Origin of the sequence: Variovorax sp. DXTD-1 (assembly GCF_003984625.1) — a bacterium.
In the GTDB taxonomy this organism is placed as follows: domain Bacteria; phylum Pseudomonadota; class Gammaproteobacteria; order Burkholderiales; family Burkholderiaceae_C; genus Variovorax.
In genome coordinates this window covers 175,290-194,860 of record NZ_RWKH01000001.1, presented here as the reverse complement: position 1 = coordinate 194,860, position 19,571 = coordinate 175,290, and the positions used below count along the sequence as shown (strand labels likewise).

Genomic DNA, 19,571 nt, shown 5'->3' with positions numbered 1-19,571 from the left:
GAATGCAGTCCGGGAAGGCCAATGCGAAAGCGAACGGCCCCATTACTTGATCCGGGCGTTCCAGAAGAACGGCCAGGTCGCGGGCTGGTAGTTGTCCAGTGCCGGGCTCTTGGCCGAGAGGCCGTTGAACTTGCCGACGTTGATGTACGGCACCTCTTCGTACACCACCTGCTGCACCTTGCCCCACAGTGCGCCGCGCTTGGCAGGGTCGCTTTCGACGTTGAAGGCCTGCAGCGCCGCCTTCTTGGCGGGCGTGTCCCACCAGCCGGGCGCGCCGTCGCCGAGCTGCGGAGGCGAGAGCATCGGCTCGGGGAACTGGCCCGAATGGGTAACGTAGATGTCCCAGAGCTTGGGGTCGTTGCGGCGCTGCACCAGCGTGGCCCAGTCGACCACGTTGAGGTCGACCTTGAACCCGGCGCGCTTGAGCTGCTCGGCCATCAAGAGCGACATGTTGTAGTGAAAGTCGTACTGGCGGCTGGTGAGCACGCGGATCGGCTCGCCCTTGTAGCCGGCCTTGGCCGCGGCCTCCTTGGCCTTGGGCGCGTTGCGTTCGTTGTACAGCGTGGCGCCGGCCGCCGAATAGAACGGCGAGCCCTTCGGAAAGTGGTTGCCTTCGGCCACGAAGAAGCGCGTGTCGCCGAAGCCGGCCGCGAGCATCTCGCCCTCGCCGAGCGCTGTTTGAATGGCCTGGCGGATGGCCTGATTGGAGGCAACGCCTTCCTTGGTGTTGAGCACCAGGTACGGAAAGCCGAACGACGGCGTCATGATCGGCACGGTCTTGCCGCCAGCCTTCTCCAGCCGGGGCAGCGCCTCCACGGGCAGCAGGTCGGCAAAGTCGTATTGGCCGGCCAAGGCGCCTTCGACGCGCGTGCTCGCATTGGGCACCGGCACGAAGCGCAGTTCTTCAATCGCCGCTTCGCGCTTGCCGCCATAGCCGTTCGCAGGCTCCTTGCGCGCGGTGTATTTGTCGAAGCGCGTGAGCAGCACGAACTGGTCGGGCCGGCGCTCCTTGAACTTGTAGGGGCCGGTGCCGACGAATTCCTTCAGCGGCGAGGCGATGGAATCCTTGGCCATGATGGCGGCCATGCCGCTCGGCAGCGCAAGCTGCGACAGCAGCGGCGCATACGGCGCCTTCAGCACGATCTCCACGCCCAGCGGGCCCTTGGCCTTGAGGCTCTCTATTTCCTTGCCCACGGCCTTGCCGCGCGGCGACTGGTCCATCCAGCGCTGCAGGCTGGCCACCACGTCGTCGGCCGTGAGTTCGCGGCCGTTGTGCAGCATCACGCCCTTGCGGAGGGTGATGGCGTAGGTCTTGCCGTCGGCGGAGATCTTGGGGCTGCTCTCGGCCAGCATCGGCACCACGTTCCACTTGGCGTCGAAGGTGTAGAGCGTTTCATACACGTGCTGCATGATGGTTCCGACCAGGTCGGCAGTCGACGCCATCGGGTCGAGCGTCTGCGGCTCGGCCACCATGGCCAGCGTGGCAAAGTTGCGCGGCCCCTGGGCCTGCGCCTGCTGTTGGGGCAGCGCGGCGCACAGCAGCGCAAGCAGGGAAGCACCCAGCAGGCTGCGCTTGGACAGGTGCGGCAGGCGCTGGACAAGACCGGCGTGAGGCATGGGGAACTCCTTCATGGGGCGGGCGGGTTTGAAAGAAATTTTCTTTTCGGCCCGGACTTTGAAGCAGTATTCATGTCAAATCATCCGTGTTAACCCTCGGTTGAGGGTTTTTCTGAAACTAACTTTCAGATTGGACCGATACTTACGATCCTCTTTCTTCTTCTTTTCTCACTTCAGGAGTTTTCCCATGCCGCTCGAATACCTCGGCGCCCCGCCCGTCGCCTCGGACCGCCAGGCCCGCCCCTTCTCGCCGGCCGTGCGCGCGGGCGATTTCATCTATGTGTCGGGCCAAGTGCCCGCCAATGCCGAGGGCGAAATCGTGGTGGGCGGCATCGAGGCGCAGACGCGCCAGGTGATGGAAAACCTGAAGAAGGTGCTCGCACTGGCCGGCGCCACGCTCGACGACGTATGCAAGAGCACCGTGTGGCTGCAGGACGCGCGCGACTTTGGTGCCTTCAACCGCATCTACATGAGCTATTTCGGCGAAAACAAGCCGGCGCGCTCGACCACCGAGGCGAGCCTGATGGTCGACGCCAAGGTCGAGATCGACGTGGTGGCCTACAAGCCCAAGTAAGCGGCGCCAGTCAGCGCTACAGCAGCTCGGTCTTGCGCTGGATGATGCGCGAGACCAGCCCGTAGGCGACCGCTTCTTCGGCCGAGAGCCAGCGGTCGCGCTCGATGTCGGCCAGCACCACGTCGATCGGCTTGCCGGTTTCGCGCGCAATCTCATGCGCGATGCGGTGCCGGGCCTTGATGATCTCTTGCGCCTGGATGGCAATGTCGGTCGCCTGGCCGCCCGCGCCGCCGCTGGGCTGGTGGATCAGGAAGCGCGTGTTCGGCAGGCACACGCGCCGTTCCTTCGGCGCGGCCAGGTACAGGTGCGTGGCGGCGCTGCCGACCCAGCCGGTGCCGATCATGTTCACCGGCGCGGAAATGAAACGCACGATGTCGTGAATCGCATCGCCCGACTCCAGATGGCCGCCGGGCGAGCTCACGAGAATGTCGATGGGTTTGTCCGGGCTGTCGGCGTCCAGCGCGATGAGCCTGCGCGTGACGTCGGCGGCGACGGAGTCGGTGATGCTGCCGAAGATCAGCAGCGTGCGCGATTTGAAGGCTTTCTCTTCCAGGTAGGAATTGCGCGGCTCCGCAGTGGCAGCGGGCGTGGTGTCGTCGTCGGTTTCCATGATCAAGAAGCACTCCTGTGATTGAACGGCATCTTGCCGAACAGACAAACAGTTTCGCCGACATTGCATGCCCGCGTGGCAGCGGCATCAACTCAACCCGCCAGACGTCCCGCCACCAGTTGCAGCACGCGGTCGCAGCGCCTTGCGAGTTCCTGGTCGTGCGTGACCATCACGAAGGCCGTGCGGTGCTTGTGCGCGAGTTCGATCATCAGCGCAAACACGGCGTCGGCCGTGTTGCGGTCGAGGTTGCCCGTGGGCTCGTCGGCCAGCACGCAGGCCGGCTGCGTGACGAGCGCGCGCGCAATGGCCACGCGCTGGCGCTCGCCGCCCGAGAGCTCGGCCGGCCGGTGATGCAGGCGGCCGCCCAGGCCCACGCTTTCGAGAATCTTGGTGGCCGCCGCCGCCGCTTGCGCGGGCTCGGTGCGCCGGATCTTGAGCGGCATCGCCACGTTGTCGAGCGCGCTGAATTCGGGCAGCAGGTGGTGAAACTGGTAGACGAAGCCCAGGTGCTGGTTGCGCAGCCGCCCTTGCTCGGCCGCATCGGCATGCGCGATGTCCTTGCCGAGCAACTCGACCTTGCCGGAGGTGGGCGCGTCGAGCCCGCCCATCAGGTGCAGCAGCGTGCTCTTGCCGGAGCCCGAGGCGCCGACGATGGCCAGCGTTTCGCCGGCGCGCACGTCCAGGTCGACGCCGTGCAGCACGGTGAGGTCGATGCGCCCTTCGTGAAAGCGCTTGGTGAGGCCGCGCGCCTTCAGCACCACGCCGTTGCCAAGCGTGGCGATATCTTGTTGTTCACTCATAGCGCAGGGCCTCGGCAGGGTTGACGCGGCTGGCGCGCCAGCTCGGATACAGCGTGGCCAGGAAGGCCAGGACCAGCGAAATGATGGCAATCGGCATGATGTCGCTGCGCTGCGGATCGCTCGGCATCTTGCTGATCAGGTAGATGTCCTTGGGTAGGAAGCTCGCATGAAAAAGCTGCTCGAGCGCGGGCACGATCACGTCGATGTTGTAGGCAATGCCCAGCCCCAGCAGCAGCCCGGCCACGGTGCCGATCACGCCGACCATGGCGCCCTGCACCACGAAGATGCCCATGATGCTGCGCGGCGAACTGCCCAGCGTGCGCAAGATGGCGATGTCCGCGCGCTTGTCGGTCACGGTCATCACCAGGGTGGACACCAGGTTGAAGGCCGCCACCGCCACGATGAGCGTGAGGATGATGAACATCATGCGTTTTTCGACCTGCACGGCCGCAAACCAGGTCTTGTTCTGGCGCGTCCAGTCTCGAATCAAAAACTGGCCCGGCAGCGTGACGGCCATCTGGTCGGCCACGTCGCGCGCCTCGTTCAGGTCCTTGAGCTTGATGCGGATGCCGGTGGGCCCGTCGAGCCGAAACACGCGCTGGGCGTCTTCCGCGTGAATCATGGCCAGCGCCGAGTCGTATTCGTAGTGGCCCGAATCGAAGGTGCCGACCACGGTGAACTGCTTGAGCCGCGGCACCACACCCGCGGGCGTGACCTGACCGCCGGGTGCCACCAGCGTGACCTGGTCGCCGGGCTGCACGAAGAGCGACCGCGCGAGCTCGCCGCCGAGCACAATGCCGAATTCACCCGGCACCAGCTTGTCGAGCGTGCCCTTTTGCGCGGTGGTGGCAATGTCGGTGACCTCGGGTTCGAGCTTGGGCACGATGCCGCGCACCAGCGTGCCCTTCATGTCCTCGCCGCGCGCAATGAGCGCCTGCGTGGCAATGAAGGGAGCCGCGCCGACCACCTCGGGGTTCTTGCGCGCCGCGGCCATGATGGCGTCGATGTCGGGCAGGGCCTGGCCGTCGCGCGAAAGTATTTCGATGTGCGACACCACGCCGAGCATGCGGTCGCGCACTTCCTTCTGGAAGCCGTTCATCACGCTGAGCACAATGATCAGCGCCGCCACCCCCAGCGCAATGCCGAGCATCGATACGCCCGAGATGAAGGAGATGAAGCCATTGCGCCGTGTCGCCCGGCCTGCGCGCGTGTAGCGCCAGCCGAGTTGCAGTTCATAAGGAAGTCGCATATTTCCAGTTCTTTGACGCGCTTCCGGCGCCAAGGGCGCTTCGGGGCGTTGCATCCCCGGGATTGTGGCATTCCCGGACAATAGGGGAATGGCCGAACCTCTCCCACGTCATCTGTTGATTCCCTTTGCCGGCCGCGGTTCCCCTGCATGCCGCGCGGCCCTGCCATCGCTTCGGCTGCCCAACCTCGAGTCCCTGCTCTCCCGGCTCTCGCTGGTGGAGACCGATACGCAAGACGAAAGCACGCGCTCACCGCCCCATGAACGGGCGCTGGCCGCGGCGCTGGGGATTTCCGCAGCCGACGGCTGCATTCCCTGGGCCGCGCTCGAAGCCAGGCAGATCGGCATTGCCGAGCCCGGCGACCGCGAAGGCTGGGGCCTGGTGTCGCTGTGCAATTGGCAGGTGGGCATCGACGACGTGGTGCTGGGCGACCCGGCCGCTATCGAGATCGACGCCGCGGAATCGGCCGCGTTGCTGGCCGCCGCCCATCCTTTCTTCGAGGAAGACGGCATTGCGCTGCACCCCTCTTCCACGCCGGGCCGCTGGCTGGCGCGCGCGCGCATCTTCGACGGCCTGGCAACGGCATCGATCGACCGCGCGGTGGGCCATCCGATTTCGCAGTGGTCGCCCTTGGCCGAAGCCGCGCGGCCGCTGCGCCGCCTCCAGAACGAAATGCAGATGCTGCTCTATACCCAACGCGTGAACGACGACCGCGCCGCCCGCGGCGTGCCGCCGATCAACTCCTTCTGGCTCAGCGGCACCGGCGCGCTGCAGACGGACCCTTCTCCCGCCATGCCCGCGCCCACCGTGAGCGACGCGCTTCGCGTCGCTGCGTTGCGCGACGACGGCCCGGGCTGGGCACAGGCGTGGCAAGCGCTGGATGCAGGCCCCGTCGCCGGCCTGCTGGCCGACTACACCGCCGGTGCGACCATCACGATCACGCTGTGCGGCGACCGTGCGGCGCAGCGCTATGCAGTACAGCAGCGCGGGCTGGTGGGTTGGGCCAAGAGCCTGTTCGACCGGCCACGCGCCCCTGCGGTGCTCGAGGCCCTATGAAGATCATCGCCAGGGAAATTCCGCCCCGCACGGTCTGGGCGCTGGAGCAGGCCGGCGTGCACCCCTTGCTGGCCCGCCTCTTTGCCGCGCGCGGCGTGCTGGCCAAGGAAGAACTCGACGACGGCCTCGCGCGCCTGTTGCCGCCCGATACGTTGCACGGTACGCGCGAGGCCGCGGTGCTGCTGGCCGACGCCATGGCGCTGGGCAAGCGCCTGTGCATCGTGGCCGACTACGACTGCGACGGTGCCACTGCCTGCGCCGTCGGGGTGCGAGGCCTGCGCCTGCTCGGCGCAAAGAACGTGAGCTACCTGGTGCCCGACCGCGTGGTCGACGGCTACGGCCTCACGCCGCCCATTGCCGAGCGCGTGGCCGACAGCGGTGCCGACATGCTGATTACCGTCGACAACGGCATCGCCAGCGTCGAGGGCGTGGCCGCCGCCAAGGCGCGCGGCCTGCAGGTGCTGGTGACCGACCACCACTTGCCCGGCCCCGAACTGCCGGCCGCCGATGTGCTGGTGAATCCCAACCAGCCGTGCTGCGGCTTCGAGAGCAAGAGCATTGCCGGCGTGGGCGTGATGTTCTATGTGCTGCTGGCGCTGCGCGCCGAGTTGCGCACGCGCGGCATCTTCACGGCGGCCACGCAGCCCAAGCTCGACGTGCTGCTTCCGCTGGTGGCGCTCGGCACCGTAGCCGACGTGGTGAAGCTCGACGCCAACAACCGTCGCTTGGTGGCGCAGGGCCTGCGCCGCATTCGCGCCGGCGCGCTGCCGGCGGGCATTGCGGCCCTGTTCAAGGCGGCGGGGCGCAATGCCGCCGTGGCCACCACTTTCGACTTCGGCTTTGCGCTGGGTCCACGCATCAATGCGGCCGGACGCCTCGCCGACATGACGCTGGGCATCGAGTGCCTGCTGACCGACGACACGGGCCGCGCCGACGAACTCGCGCGCATGCTCGACGGCATCAACCGCGAGCGGCGCGACATCGAAGGCGGCATGCGCGACCAGGCGCTGATGCTGGCCGAGTCGCTCTTCGGCCCCGATGCCAAGGGCGGCGAAGCGCCGCCGGCCGCCATCAGCGTGTTCGACGCGGAATTTCACGAAGGCGTGGTCGGCATTGTGGCCTCGCGCCTGAAAGACCGCTTCCATCGCCCGACCTTCGTGTTTGCCGCGAGCGGCGCACCAGGCAAGGAGCACGAGCTCAAGGGCTCGGGCCGGTCGATTCCGGGCTTTCACCTGCGGGATGCGCTCGACCTGGTGGCCAAGCGGCATCCGGGCGTGCTGCTGCGTTTCGGCGGCCATGCCATGGCGGCGGGCTGCACCGTGGCGCGCGAGAAGTTCGAGGTGTTCGAGCGCGCGTTGGCCGAGGTGGCGCACGAGTGGCTCGACGCAGCCACGCTGACGCGGCGCCTCGACACCGACGGGCCGCTGGAGCGCGAGTACATGCGCATCGACCTCGTCGACACGCTGCACCGCGAGGTGTGGGGCCAGGGCTTTGCGCCGCCCACCTTCAGCGAGGAAGTGGAGGTGGTGTCGCAACGCCTCGTGGGCGAAAAGCACCTGGCGCTCAAGCTGCGGCACCAAGGCCACCCGGTCGACGGCATCTGGTTCGGCCATACCGACCCGCTGCCCGCGCGCGTGAAGCTCGCCTTCAGGCTCGATGCCGATGAGTGGCAGGGCGTGCGCCGCGTGCGCTTCCTGGTCGAGGGCGCGGAGATTTAGCTCGCCCCCAGGCTTCGCGCACTTCGTGTCGCTACTCCCTCCCCCTACCGGGGGCAACACCAGCGGCCCGGCAAAGCCGGTTCCGCGGTGTTTCTGAAACAGGCACGAAAACTCTCCTTGGTCGGCATCGGTGGGCGTGCATTCGAGACGGATTCCTACGCGGGCCGCGCGACGCGGTTCTACGGTTGTCTTTCACATGCAGGAGCCCAGGCACCATGAAATCGACCACCGCATCACCTTCCAAATCCGCCAAATCATCCAAGTCCGCGGAACCAGCCCGGACCGCGGCCAAGCACCGGGAAGTCCAACGCGCGCAAGATGAAAAAGACAGCGCGAAACCCGCCGCCAAGAAGTCCAGCCAGCCCGCGCAGGCAGGCTCGCGGCCGCAGCCGGCCAACCCGATGCCGGCCCAGCACCTGAGCAAGCCCGGCCAGGAAGCGGACATGGCGCTGCGGCCCCGGTTCGAGGCGCCGGACTACCAAGGCAGCGGCAAGCTCGAAGGCATGACGGCACTGATCACCGGAGGCGACTCGGGCATCGGGCGCGCCGTGGCGCTGCTCTATGCGCGCGAAGGCGCCGACGTGGCCATCGTGCACCTCGATGAAGACGACGACGCGGAGGAAACCCGCCGGCATGTAGAAGAGGAAGGCGCGCGCTGCATCGTGATCAAGGGCGACGTCTGCGATCCGGCGTTCTGCCGCAAAGCGGTCGACAAGACGGTCGAAGCTTTCGGCAAGCTCGACATCCTGGTGAACAACGCGGCGTTCCAGCTGCATGCGGCGTCGATCGAGGACATTACCGATGAGCGCTTCGACCTGACGCTCAGGACCAACGTGTTCGGCTATTTCCAGATGGCGCGCGCCGCGGTGCCGCACCTGGGCCAGGGCTCGTCGATCATCAACACCGGCTCGGTCACCGGCCTCGAGGGAAGCGCGCACCTGCTCGACTACTCGACCACCAAGGGCGCCATTCACGCGTTCACCAAGTCGCTGGCCAGCAACCTGCTGCCCAAGGGCATCCGCGTGAATGCGGTGGCGCCCGGGCCGGTGTGGACGCCCTTGAACCCCGCGGACAGCCCACCTGAAAAGGTCAAGGACTTCGGCAAGAACACCGACATGCAACGGCCGGCACAGCCGGAAGAGCTCTCCCCCGCCTATGTGTTCCTGGCCGCGCCGAGTTGCGCCAGCTACATCACCGGCATCGTGCTGCCGATCACGGGCAGCGTGGGCGCGGTTTGAGACGCAGTAGCACGGTTTCGATGCGAGCCGTCCTGAGGAATGTGCTGACTACACTCTGCACCGGTTTGCGTTGTGCATACGTGTTCACATGTTCCAAGGTTCCAATGAAAATCTCCGCCTCCGCTCTTGCTCTTCTGGTGGCCGCCGCGCTCGCCGCGTCTGCCCTGCCCGCCGCGGCACAGGTTTCCGTCAATATCAACCTGCCCCTGGTTCAGGTGGCGCCTCCCGCGCCTCGCTATGAGCCCATGCCGGGTCCCAGGGCCGGCCAGGTGTGGGTGCCGGGACACTGGCAATGGAACCAGCGCGCCTATGTCTGGCGCGCCGGATTCTGGCAGGCCGCACGGCCGGACTACGCATATGCGCCCGGCCGCTGGGTTCAGGCGGACGGCGGATGGCGGTGGAAGGAAGGCAACTGGCGCCGGGCGGAGAGGGCTCGCCACGCCGACCATGGCGGCGACCACGGCGGCGGCGGGCACGCGCACTGCCCACCGGGACAAGCCAAGAAAGGCCGCTGCTGATCTCTGTAAGCCGCTGGCAGGAAATGAAAAAGGGGCGAGAAATCGCCCCTTTTTGCTTGCCGGCCAAGGCGAGTGCCTTCCGGGATCTTCGATATGGTGCCGCTTGTCGGAATCGAACTGACGACCTTCCGCTTACAAGGCGGGTGCTCTACCAACTGAGCTAAAGCGGCACGAATCCTGGGATTTTAGCGGTGCGAAACGCGCCTACTTCACGCGCTTGAGCGAGGGGCGGCTACCGCCACCGGCCGGAGGGCGCGGCGGCTCGTCATGGGGGTCGGTGGAGGAGCCGGAATCGTCACCGACATCGACCATTTCATCCGCGTCTTCCCCCGTAACCAGGTGCACGATCTTGCCGGCATCGCCTTCGGTGCCGCGCGAGGCATCGCGCAGCGGCATGCGCGCAGGGCCCTGGGGCGAAGGTACGGCGCCCGTGGAAGCACCGCCCTCGGCGCCGCTGCCTGCAGGCACGGGAGCCGGAAAGGCCATGCCCTGCCCGTTTTCCCGCGCATAGATCGCGATGACCCGGCCTACGGGCACGATGATCTCGCGCGCGCTGCCGGCAAATCGGGCCTTGAACTCGATGAAGTCGTTGCCGAGTTTGAGCGAGCTGGTCGCGTCGAAGCTGATGTTCAGCACGATCTCGCCGTTCTTCACGTACTCCCGCGGCACCTGGACGGTGTCGTCGACCTGCACCGCGACATAGGGCGTGAACCCGTTGTCGGTGCACCATTCGTACAGCGCCCGGATGAGGTACGGGCGGGTGGAAGACGACTCGAGCGCGTTGATCATGAATTTTCTACCGTGCAATCTCTGGCTTCGACTCTTCGCAGAACACCGCGGAACCGGCTTTGCCGGGCCGCCGGTGTTGCCCCCCGGCGAGGGGGTTGGAGAAGCGACACGAAGTGCGCGAAGCCTGGGGGAGAGCCTAGTTACTTGCGCATGACCTTTTCGGACGGGGTGAGCGCTTCGATGTAGGCCGGGCGCGAGAAGATGCGCTCAGCGTACTTCAGAAGCGGCGCCGCGTTCTTGCTGAGGTCAATGCCGTAGTAGTCCAGGCGCCAGAGCAGCGGCGCAATGGCCACGTCGAGCATCGAGAAGTTGTCGCCCAGCATGTACTTGTTCTTGAGGAACACGGGTGCGAGCTGCGTGAGCCGGTCGCGAATGTGCGAGCGGGCCTTTTCGAGCGCTTTTTCGTTGCCCTTGGCGGTGCGGTTCTCGAGCGTGGCCACGTGCACGAAGAGTTCCTTCTCGAAGTTGAGCAGGAACAGGCGCACGCGGGCGCGGTCGACCGGGTCGCCGGGCATCAGCTGGGGATGCGGGAAGCGCTCGTCGATGTACTCGTTGATGATGTTCGACTCGTACAGGATCAAGTCGCGCTCGACCAGGATCGGCACCTGGCCGTACGGGTTCATCACGCTGATGTCTTCGGGCTTGTTGTAGAGGTCGACGTCGCGGATTTCAAAATCCATGCCCTTTTCGAACAACACGAACCGGCAGCGGTGGGAAAAGGGGCAGGTCGTTCCTGAATACAAGACCATCATGGCGAGAGACTCCTAAAAATCAAAAAGAGTGGGTCGCGTTGGCAACCCACTCTGTGGGACCGGACGCACGGGGCGCCCGGTCGGCGTGGACGGAACTACTTGACGTCTTTCCAGTACGAGGCGTTCAGTCGCCACACGAAAACCAACGACATGGCCAGGAACAGCAGCACCCACACGCCGATACGGATGCGCGTGTTCTGTGCCGGCTCGGCCATCCATTGCAAGTAGCCCACCAGGTCGCCCACGGCATTGTCGAACTGCAGCGGCGTCATGGTGCCGGGGGTGACTTGCTCCCAGCCCTTGAACACTTCGGTGGCGTGGCCGTGCTGCTCGACCTTGGCGTAGACCGGACGGCGCTCGCCTTGCAGCTCCCACAGCGGGTTGGGCATGGCAACGCTCGGGAAAACGAGGTTGTTCCAGCCCGTGGCCTTGGTGTCGTCGCGGTAGTAGGTGCGCAGGTAGGTGTACAGGTAGTCGGCACCGGTGCCGCCGTGGCCGGCACGCGAGCGCGCGACCAGGGTCAGGTCGGGCGGCGTGGTGCCGAACCAGTCCTTGGCCTGGCGTGCGTCGATGTTGGCCTTCATGGTCTCGCCGACCTTGTCGGTCGAGAACAGCAGGTTGTCCTTGATCTGCTGCTCGGAGATGCCGATGTCCTGCAGGCGGTTGTAGCGCATGAAGGCCGCGGAGTGGCAGTTCAGGCAGTAGTTGACGAACAGCTTGGCGCCGTTCTGAAGGGAGGCGACGTCGGTGGTCTTGTTGGGCGCCTTGTCCCAGGCAATACCGCCGGATTCGGCCGACGCGGCTGCGGAAAAGGTCAGGCCCAGTGCCAGGCCCACAACCGCGAGCCAGCCAGAAATGCTTTTCTTCATCGTGTTTCTCTCGAGCTCTCTTGGGCTTCTCAATGGGCGGCGAAGGTCACGCGGTCGGGCACGGGCTTGAACTCGCCCTTGCTGCTCCACCAGGGCATGAGCAGGAAGAAACCGAAATAGAAAAGCGTGCCGATCTGCGAGATGGTCTGCGCGATGTCGAGCGCGAACGAACCGATGACCAGGTTGCCCCAGACGCCGGGCGCCTGGATGCCCAGGTAGCCCAGGATCAGGAAGAGGAACACGAAGACGCCGTAGACATACTTGTGCCAGCCCGGACGGTAGCGGATCGACTTGACTTCGCTCTTGTCCAGCCAGGGCAGGAAGAACAGGATGATGACCGAACCACCCATCACGACCACGCCCCAGAACTTGGCGTCGAAGGCCTTGAGCAGGAAGATGGCCACGGCTGCCACCACCACGACCGCGATTTTCAGCGCGGTGCCCGACTTGCCCTTGATGAAGTTCAGGATGGCGGCCAGGCCAATGATCAGCGCGAACACGTTGACCATGTCGTCGGTGGTTGCACGCAGCATCGAATAGAACGGCGTGAAGTACCAGACCGGCGCGATGTGGTTGGGCGTCTTGAGCGAATCGGCCGGAATGAAGTTGTTGTACTCGAGGAAGTACCCACCGGCTTCCGGCGCGAAGAACACCACGGCCGAGAAGATCGTGAGGAACACCACCACGCCGAAGATGTCGTGCACCGTGTAGTACGGATGCGACGGGATACCGTCGAGCGGATGGCCGTCAGGGCCGCGCTTGGCCTTGATCTCGATGCCGTCGGGGTTGTTGGAACCCACTTCGTGAAGCGCGATCAGGTGAGCCACCACAAGGCCGAGCAGCACCAGCGGCACGGCGATCACGTGGAAGCTGAAGAAGCGGTTCAGCGTGGCGTCGCTCACCACGTAGTCGCCGCGAATCAGCAGGGCCAGATCAGGACCGATGAACGGGATGGCGGCGAACAGGTTCACGATCACCTGGGCGCCCCAGTAGCTCATCTGGCCCCACGGCAGCAGGTAGCCCATGAAGGCTTCGGCCATCAGGCACAGGAAGATCGCGCAGCCGAACACCCAGATCAGCTCGCGCGGCTTGCGGTAGCTGCCGTACATGAGGCCGCGGAACATGTGCAGGTACACCACGATGAAGAACGCCGAGGCGCCCGTCGAGTGGATGTAGCGGATGAGCCAGCCCCAGGGCACGTCGCGCATGATGTACTCGACCGATGCGAACGCCTGGTTCGCGTCGGGCTTGTAGTGCATCACCAGGAAGATGCCGGTGACGATCTGGATCACGAGGACCAGCATCGCGAGCGAGCCGAAGATGTACCAGAAGTTGAAATTCTTCGGCGCGTAGTACTTGCCCCACTGGTCGTTCCAGAGCTTGGTCAGCGGGAAGCGGTTGTCGACCCAGTTGAGCAGCTTCTCGCCGGCGGGCGCGTTGGGGGAAATTTCGTGGAATTCAGCCATGTTCTTCTTCTGCCTCAGGCCTTCTTGTCTTCGCCGATGAGCAACTTGGTGTCCGACACGTACATGTGCGGGGGCACCGGCAGGTTGTCGGGCGCGGGCTTGTTCTTGAAGACGCGGCCGGCCAGGTCGAAGGTGGAGCCATGGCAGGGGCACAGGAAGCCGCCTTCCCAGTCGTTCGGCAGCGAAGGCTGCGGACCGGCCTGGAGCCGGTCGACCGGCGAACAGCCGAGGTGGGTGCAAATACCAACGACCACCAGCACGTCGGGCTTGATGGAGCGGTGCTGGTTTTGCGCGTATTCGGGGGTGAACTCGTCGGGGTGCCGCTTGGAGAGCGGATCGGCCAGCTGGCCGTCGAGCTTGGCGAGCTCGGCAACCTGCTCGGGCGAGCGCTTGAGAATCCAGACGGGCTTGCCGCGCCATTCGACGGTGATCTTCTCGCCGACCTTGAGGCCCGCAATGTCCACCTCGACCGCAGCGCCCGCGGCCTTGGCCTTTTCGGAGGGCTGGAAAGTACTCACGAAGGGAATCGCGGTGGCCACGCCTCCCGCTACGCCGGCACAGCTGGATGCGATTAACCACGTCCGCTTGCTTGTGTCGATCCGGGGGGAACCGGAGGTCATGTCACTCATGGGGATCCTCTAAGTCTTCTTCGCTGGAGCAGGGTCAACCGGCGATTGTAGCGGGCTGTTGCGGGCATATTCAACGCCGCGAGTCCGGAGCGCGTTCGAATGCGCCCCTCCGGACACTTCGGAAGGTCAATTAAGAACAATTAATTAGTATTTATTTGCAACTTATTTACAAGACATTTCGACACAACGATTTGCACCAACAAAGCGTCGCAAAAGGCTAAATCAGTTGCGGCACACTTCGCCTGCTGCTAATCTTGACTCAACTGTTAATCGTCAAAATCAAAAGGATTTTTGCCATGAGAATCAAGCCACTGGTTTCCGCAACCGTCATTGCAGCTGCAGGCATTTCTTCGGCACTGGCGCAAACCCCGCCCCCGTCTCAAACGCCCGCCCCGCAGCCGGCAAGCGCCACGGGCGCAACCAATTCCGCGTTCGGCCGCATTGCTGCCGGACAGGCTGGCGGCGTGGCCGCCAGCGCCGGCCTGGCAGCTGCAGTAGCCAGCGGAAACGGGGGCAACAGCGGTGGCGGCAGCGGCACCGGCGGTACGGGCGGCACCGGCACAGGTACTACCGGCACGAATTGATCGTGCGGGCCCTCCTGACGGGAGGGCATTCGCTGAATAGTCCGCGCGTTGGCCAAGCCACGCGACTTGTTGAATGCTGTCTTTTGGCGGCATTTCTTTTGGGCGTTGGCGGCTGTTCTTCCGGCTCTTCTGCCATGCTGGCAACGGCGCGGCATATCTATAGCGGCACCTCTTCGGCGCCCCCTCCCACCTTTAATCCTAATTACCGCTATTTGCGCGTGGCCACCGGCAATCAAACGGTGTTCATGGTGCTCGGCTATATCGACAAGCGTCCCGAAGGCGCGGTCGAAGTCTGGTACAGCGGCAGCGGCGAGGTCGTCAGGTTGCTCGACGGGCGCCTGGTGGGAACCACCGGACTTTCCGCCGACTGGCGGGAGGTGCGGTTTTCGGGGCTGCCGGCCTGGGCCGCCGAGGCGAGCAGCCCGACCTCCATAAAAACCTACCAACGCCAGCGCGACATGATGCCGGGCTACCGTTTCGGCATTCGCGACGAGATCGTGCTGGCGCCGATTGCCGCACCGCAGCAAGTCTCACTGGCTGGCACGGCCGCTGCTTCCCTGCGCTGGTACGAGGAGCGCAGCGTTTCCCGGCCGGCAAGCGCCTCGCTGCCCCCCGCGCGCTTCGGCGTTTCGCAAGCGGGCGGCACCCCGCGAGTCGTTTATTCCGAGCAATGTATTTCCAATGATCTGTGTATGAGTTTCGAGCAGTGGACGCCTTCTTCCCCAGCACCCGTCGCAGCGGCGAGCGCTGGTACATGAGCCGTTTGCTTCTTCGTGGCTCCGGCAGACAACCCTGGCCCCTTCGCGCGGTGGTGGCCTGCGCGCTCGCAGCCAGTTGCGCCGCGGCGGCCCAGCCCCTGGGCAGCGGCCCGGTCGACAACAAGACACCGGCCAACGATGCCGACATTCGCCCGGGCGAACGCCTGAGTGCCTGGCTGCTGCGGCAGCCGACGGAATCGGCCGCCCCTGGCTTGTCCTGGCGCGTTCCACAGGAGCGGCTGGCGCAACAGTTCCTGAAGAACCAGGTGCTGCTGCGGCTCGAGGCCGCCAGGCGGCGCGCGCCCCGGGCCGAACAGGCCCAGCGCCAACAGCTGATCGCATGGCTGCAGAACCTTCCCGTCACGGGCCGGGTTGCGCTCGGCATTGTGGACCCGCGCTGGCTCGAGGCGCACCCCGAAGAAGATCCGGTGCTCACGGCAGGCCAGCAGCTCATTGCGCCTCCGCCGGTCCTGAGCACCATTTCGGTGGTGCAGCCCGACGGTCGGCTTTGCCAGGTGGCGCACGAGCCGGGCCGCACGGCATGGGACTATGTCGCGGCCTGCGACCCCGAAAGCAAGCACGACTGGGCATGGGTGGCGCAGCCCGACGGCCGCACCGCGCGTGTCGGCACGGCAAAGTGGAATGCGCATCCGTCGGACGAGCCGGCACCCGGCGCCTGGATGTGGGCGCCCCCTCGCGGCAAGGACGACCTGGAGGCAGTTTCCGAAGGGCTGATCAAGTTCCTCGCCACGCAAGGGCCATCGCCGCAGGGCAATACGATGGCAGAAATGCCCGCCGCGGCTACGGCCTTTGCGACCAGCGCCCCTGCGGCCGCGGCACCTGCGGCCATTCCATTGGCGACAGAGTCCTCTCCCCCGGCCACACCGTTCCAGCCCACCACCGTTTCGGTGCGCCCCGAGGCGGTACCGCAGTACCGCCCGCTGCAGCCCAGCGGCAACGACTGGGGCGAAACCGGCTTACTGCAGACGCCCTCGGCCCGCATGGGCCAGACAGGCGACATGCGCACCTCCATCACGCATGTCTCGCCCTATACGCGGCTGAACGTGATGTTCCAGCCGCTCGATTGGCTGGAAGCCGGCTTCCGCTACACGTCCATCGGCAACCGCATCTACGGTATCGGCCTGAGCAACCAGGACTACAAGGACAAGAGCATCGACTTCAAGGCGCGGCTGTGGAAAGAGTCGGCCTACCTCCCCGAGGTGGCGCTGGGCTTTCGCGACATCGGCGGTACCGGTCTCTTTTCCTCCGAGTACCTGGTGGCGAGCAAGCGCCACGGCGACCTGGATTTCAGCCTCGGCATCGGCTGGGGCTACATGGGCAGCAGCGGCAACATCAGCAACCCCTTCGGCTTGCTGAGCAGCCGCTTCAAGACCCGCGTGAGCGAGACCACATGGGGCGGCGCCAACTTCGGTCGGCTCTTTCGCGGACCCACCGCGCTCTTCGGCGGCGTGCAATTGCGCACGCCCTGGGACCCGCTCACGCTCAAGCTCGAGTTCGAGGGCAACAACTACAAGAACGAACCGCTCAACAACGACCAGCCGCGGCGCTCGCCGATCAATATCGGCCTGGAATACCGCTACGCCCCTGGCGTGACCTTCTCGGCCGGCCTGGAGCGCGGCAACAAGGTGATGGTGGGCCTCACGCTGCAAACCAACCTGGCGAACATGCAGATGGCCAAGACGGCAGACCCGCCGGCGCCGCGCTTTTCGCCGACGCCGCCTGCCACATCGCCAGGCTGGGCCGCCACCGCGGCCGACATCGAAAGCCGCACCGAGTGGACCGTCCAGCGCATTGCGCCGCAGGGCCAGATGCTGCACGTGTGGATCACCGAAAGCGCCACCGTGTACCGCAACGCGCGCGTCGAGCAGATCATTGCCGTGCTGCACCGCGATGCGCCGGGCACCATCAAGAACTTCGTGCTGCACTACTCGGAGCGCGGCTTGCCCATGCATGCGCAAGTGGTCGACCGGAACGAGTGGGTCACGGCGCACTACCAGGCGCAAACGCCCAGCGAAGCGCGCGCGGCCAGCCAGCGCGACTATGCGCCCCCGCCCATCGGCGCCGACTTCCAGCCGGCCAACATTTCGAATGCCAATGCGGCCATCGCGTCGAGGGACGCGCCCGGGATTGCGGACGACAACAAGGCGCTCGCGCCGTGGGAGCGCCGCACCTCCAAGTTCAGCATCGGCCTGACACCCAGCCTCGGCCAGATCCTGGGCGGCCCCAATGCGTTCGTGCTTTACCAGATCGGCGTGCAGGCGGTTGCCGAATACCGCTTCACGCCAAGCACCTGGGTGAACGGTGCGCTGAACCTGCGCCTGCTCGACAACTTCGACAAGTTCACCTACACGGCGCCCAGCAACCTGCCCCGCGTGCGAACCTTGCAGCGCGAGTTCGTCACCGCCAAGCGCCTGACCATGCCGGTGCTGCAGCTGACGCACGTGGGCAAACTCACGGACGACCAGTACTACAGCGTGTACGGCGGTGCGCTGGAAAGCATGTACGCGGGCGTCGGCGCGGAATGGCTCTATCGCCCATGGCGCAGCCGCATGGCCATCGGCATCGACTTCAACCATGTGCGGCAACGCGACTTCGACCAGGACTTCGGCCTGCGCGACTACAAGGTCAACACCGGCCATGCCACGCTCTACTGGGACACCGGCTGGAACGGCATCCTCGCCAAGATCAGCGCGGGGCAGTACCTGGCGGGCGACCGTGGAGTGACCATCGACATCAGCCGCCGATTCGACAACGGCGTGGTGCTCGGCGCCTATGCCACCAAGACCAACATCTCGGCAAGGCAGTTCGGCGAAGGCAGCTTCGACAAGGGCATCTACATCTCGGTGCCCTTCGATGCGCTGCTGCCGCGCTCGAACAAGTTCACCGCCAACTTCGCATGGGCGCCGCTGGTGCGCGACGGCGGTGCGCGCCTGGGCCGCATCCACCCGCTGTACGAGATGACGTCCGCGCGCGACCCGAGCGCCTTCAAGTTCGGCCCGCCGGACAGCGGTGCGCCGGGCACGGGCGACAACATCCTGAAGTTCGAACGGCGCTAGGGCTCTCGCCCTTCCCCCCTTCCCGCACCGTTCGTCGCCAGGTCAGCGAGCCTGCGGCGCAGCGGGGGCGCGCATGATGAAGAACAGCCAGGCCATCATCGCGGCCGCCATGCAGGCAAAGCCCAGCGTCATGGCGTTGATGGTCTGTATGTAGGAGATCGGCGGCTTGCCCATGAGCATGCAGGCCGCGAACACCAGCGCACCGAAGATCGAGCACCACAAAAGAGCTCCGGGCCGGCCCGCGGCCCTGAACCCGGTCCGCAGGCACATCGTGAGGCCGAAGATTGCGGGCGCGTAGAAAAACGGCGAGAAGTCCATTCCACCGTAGTTCTTGCCGAAGGCCAGCACTACCAGGTAAGGCCCCAGCAGGCCCAGCAATACGCCGCCGATTTCCGCCACCAAAAATCCGAAGACGACGAACTTGATGAACAGGCGAAACGCGTCTTTCCGGCGGTCGGATTTCCAGCTCGCCGCCAGCTTGGGCAGGATGTAGTAGCCCAGCGCGAGCAGCACGTACTGCATTGGCAGCAAGAAGGTGATGTAGATCTTCAGCAAGCCGCCCTGCGCCGAATCGGCCGAAGAGCCCAGCAGCAATATGGCGCCGCCCGTCATGATCCAGCTCATGAGTTGCGACAGGCTCGCCTTCCAGCCATAGGCTGTGGCTTCCTTGATGGTCAGGGTCTGTGTGTTGGCCGGTGCGGGAAGCGGCGCAATCACGTTCTTCAGGCTCCTGGCGACCAGCAACAAGAACGACAGCTGAATAGCGGCAATCCAGAGCAAGGCCTGCGTCCATGTTGCCGGTCTCAAGCCGACCAGGACCACCAGGTAGCCGCTGCTGATCAGCACGCCTGACACGCAGAGCACCACGAACCGGCGCCCCACGAGCAAGACGCTGCGAGAAATCCAGAATATCTCGTAGCCCACGATCAACGCCACGCCGGCCCAGTTCAACGGCCCCGGAAACCCGGTGACCTGCCAGATCAGAGAGCCGGCAACGGACACCGCGACAACCAGCGCCCAGCTCCACCAGGCGGCGGAGCGATCCGCGTAATAGCGTTTGATGAGCAATGGCTCATGCACCACCGCCGTATGCAGGATGTACTGGAAACTGACGATCGCCAGGAAAGCCGATGCAATACCGAAATCCGAAGGCGACAACACCCGCGCCAGCGCAAAGCTCAGCAGCAGCTGGCTCGCGCTGTAGATGCATTGATCTGCAACTGCATAGATCGGTCCAAGACGCTTCCGAATTCCGGAGAAGGACGCCAT

The 19,571-nt window shown here is 65.4% G+C and carries 18 protein-coding genes and 1 tRNA gene; 8 read left to right on the top strand and 11 right to left on the bottom strand.

The features are described from left to right. Window positions 1-42: 42 nt before the first annotated feature. Window positions 43-1,617: an ABC transporter substrate-binding protein gene (locus tag EJI00_RS00900; RefSeq protein ID WP_126745581.1), complete on the bottom strand. Its 1,575-nt coding sequence runs from the start codon at window positions 1,615-1,617 to the stop codon at window positions 43-45. A 187-nt stretch (window positions 1,618-1,804) separates the two neighbouring features. Here EJI00_RS00900 and EJI00_RS00895 point away from each other — a divergent pair, with 187 nt between their 5' ends. Continuing rightward, a complete protein-coding gene (locus tag EJI00_RS00895; RefSeq protein ID WP_126745580.1) occupies window positions 1,805-2,191 on the top strand; it encodes a RidA family protein in 387 nt (128 codons plus the stop codon). A gap of 16 nt (window positions 2,192-2,207) precedes the next feature. Here EJI00_RS00895 and EJI00_RS00890 read toward each other — a convergent pair whose 3' ends face one another. From EJI00_RS00890 to EJI00_RS00880, 3 genes are all read right to left on the bottom strand, one after another. Further along, window positions 2,208-2,801: an ATP-dependent Clp protease proteolytic subunit gene (locus EJI00_RS00890; protein ID WP_126745579.1), complete on the bottom strand. Its 594-nt coding sequence runs from the start codon at window positions 2,799-2,801 to the stop codon at window positions 2,208-2,210. 92 nt (window positions 2,802-2,893) lie between these two features. Beyond that, window positions 2,894-3,601 carry a lipoprotein-releasing ABC transporter ATP-binding protein LolD gene (gene lolD, locus EJI00_RS00885; protein WP_126745578.1) on the bottom strand — a complete coding sequence of 236 codons (708 nt, stop codon included), beginning with the start codon at window positions 3,599-3,601 and terminating at the stop codon, window positions 2,894-2,896. After that, complete coding sequence (locus EJI00_RS00880; RefSeq protein WP_126745577.1) at window positions 3,594-4,850, bottom strand: lipoprotein-releasing ABC transporter permease subunit; 1,257 nt, start codon at window positions 4,848-4,850, stop codon at window positions 3,594-3,596. Before EJI00_RS00880 ends, lolD begins: the two co-directional genes overlap by 8 nt. Before the next feature lie 88 nt (window positions 4,851-4,938). On the opposite strand from EJI00_RS00880, the gene EJI00_RS00875 reads away from it, so the two are divergent. From EJI00_RS00875 to EJI00_RS00860, 4 genes are all read left to right on the top strand, one after another. Continuing rightward, window positions 4,939-5,904 carry a hypothetical protein gene (locus EJI00_RS00875; RefSeq protein WP_126745576.1) on the top strand — a complete coding sequence of 322 codons (966 nt, stop codon included), beginning with the start codon at window positions 4,939-4,941 and terminating at the stop codon, window positions 5,902-5,904. Further along, window positions 5,901-7,622 (top strand): single-stranded-DNA-specific exonuclease RecJ, encoded by a 1,722-nt coding sequence (recJ, locus tag EJI00_RS00870; protein ID WP_126745575.1) that lies wholly within the window; start codon window positions 5,901-5,903, stop codon window positions 7,620-7,622. The genes EJI00_RS00875 and recJ overlap by 4 nt, the downstream gene beginning before the upstream one ends. Window positions 7,623-7,837: 215 nt before the next feature. Continuing rightward, window positions 7,838-8,860 (top strand): SDR family oxidoreductase, encoded by a 1,023-nt coding sequence (locus EJI00_RS00865; protein ID WP_126745574.1) that lies wholly within the window; start codon window positions 7,838-7,840, stop codon window positions 8,858-8,860. A gap of 104 nt (window positions 8,861-8,964) precedes the next feature. Next, window positions 8,965-9,378 (top strand): YXWGXW repeat-containing protein, encoded by a 414-nt coding sequence (locus EJI00_RS00860; RefSeq protein WP_126745573.1) that lies wholly within the window; start codon window positions 8,965-8,967, stop codon window positions 9,376-9,378. Window positions 9,379-9,472: 94 nt separating this feature from the next. On the opposite strand, the gene EJI00_RS00855 is transcribed toward EJI00_RS00860, so the two are convergent. From EJI00_RS00855 to petA, 6 genes are all read right to left on the bottom strand, one after another. Further along, window positions 9,473-9,548, bottom strand: a tRNA-Thr gene (locus tag EJI00_RS00855). A gap of 34 nt (window positions 9,549-9,582) precedes the next feature. Next, complete coding sequence (locus EJI00_RS00850) at window positions 9,583-10,167, bottom strand: ClpXP protease specificity-enhancing factor (protein ID WP_126745572.1); 585 nt, start codon at window positions 10,165-10,167, stop codon at window positions 9,583-9,585. A 140-nt stretch (window positions 10,168-10,307) separates the two neighbouring features. Continuing rightward, window positions 10,308-10,919, bottom strand: a complete 612-nt coding sequence (locus EJI00_RS00845) for a glutathione S-transferase N-terminal domain-containing protein (RefSeq protein WP_062473683.1) — start codon at window positions 10,917-10,919, stop codon at window positions 10,308-10,310. 95 nt (window positions 10,920-11,014) lie between these two features. After that, on the bottom strand, window positions 11,015-11,788 hold the full coding sequence (locus EJI00_RS00840; RefSeq protein ID WP_126745571.1) for a cytochrome c1: 774 nt from the start codon (window positions 11,786-11,788) through the stop codon (window positions 11,015-11,017). Window positions 11,789-11,817: 29 nt separating this feature from the next. Continuing rightward, window positions 11,818-13,254 carry a cytochrome b gene (locus EJI00_RS00835; RefSeq protein WP_126745570.1) on the bottom strand — a complete coding sequence of 479 codons (1,437 nt, stop codon included), beginning with the start codon at window positions 13,252-13,254 and terminating at the stop codon, window positions 11,818-11,820. Between the two features lie 14 nt (window positions 13,255-13,268). After that, window positions 13,269-13,883: a ubiquinol-cytochrome c reductase iron-sulfur subunit gene (gene petA, locus EJI00_RS00830; RefSeq protein ID WP_126745569.1), complete on the bottom strand. Its 615-nt coding sequence runs from the start codon at window positions 13,881-13,883 to the stop codon at window positions 13,269-13,271. A gap of 296 nt (window positions 13,884-14,179) precedes the next feature. On the opposite strand from petA, the gene EJI00_RS00825 reads away from it, so the two are divergent. From EJI00_RS00825 to EJI00_RS00815, 3 genes are all read left to right on the top strand, one after another. Then, complete coding sequence (locus EJI00_RS00825; RefSeq protein ID WP_126745568.1) at window positions 14,180-14,467, top strand: hypothetical protein; 288 nt, start codon at window positions 14,180-14,182, stop codon at window positions 14,465-14,467. Between the two features lie 134 nt (window positions 14,468-14,601). Beyond that, window positions 14,602-15,225, top strand: a complete 624-nt coding sequence (locus tag EJI00_RS00820; protein WP_185868032.1) for a YjbF family lipoprotein — start codon at window positions 14,602-14,604, stop codon at window positions 15,223-15,225. Further along, window positions 15,222-18,302 carry a YjbH domain-containing protein gene (locus EJI00_RS00815; protein ID WP_126745567.1) on the top strand — a complete coding sequence of 1,027 codons (3,081 nt, stop codon included), beginning with the start codon at window positions 15,222-15,224 and terminating at the stop codon, window positions 18,300-18,302. Before EJI00_RS00820 ends, EJI00_RS00815 begins: the two co-directional genes overlap by 4 nt. A gap of 42 nt (window positions 18,303-18,344) precedes the next feature. Here the strand turns inward: EJI00_RS00815 and EJI00_RS00810 are convergent, their stop codons facing one another. Continuing rightward, window positions 18,345-19,571 (bottom strand): lipopolysaccharide biosynthesis protein, encoded by a 1,227-nt coding sequence (locus EJI00_RS00810; RefSeq protein WP_126745566.1) that lies wholly within the window; start codon window positions 19,569-19,571, stop codon window positions 18,345-18,347.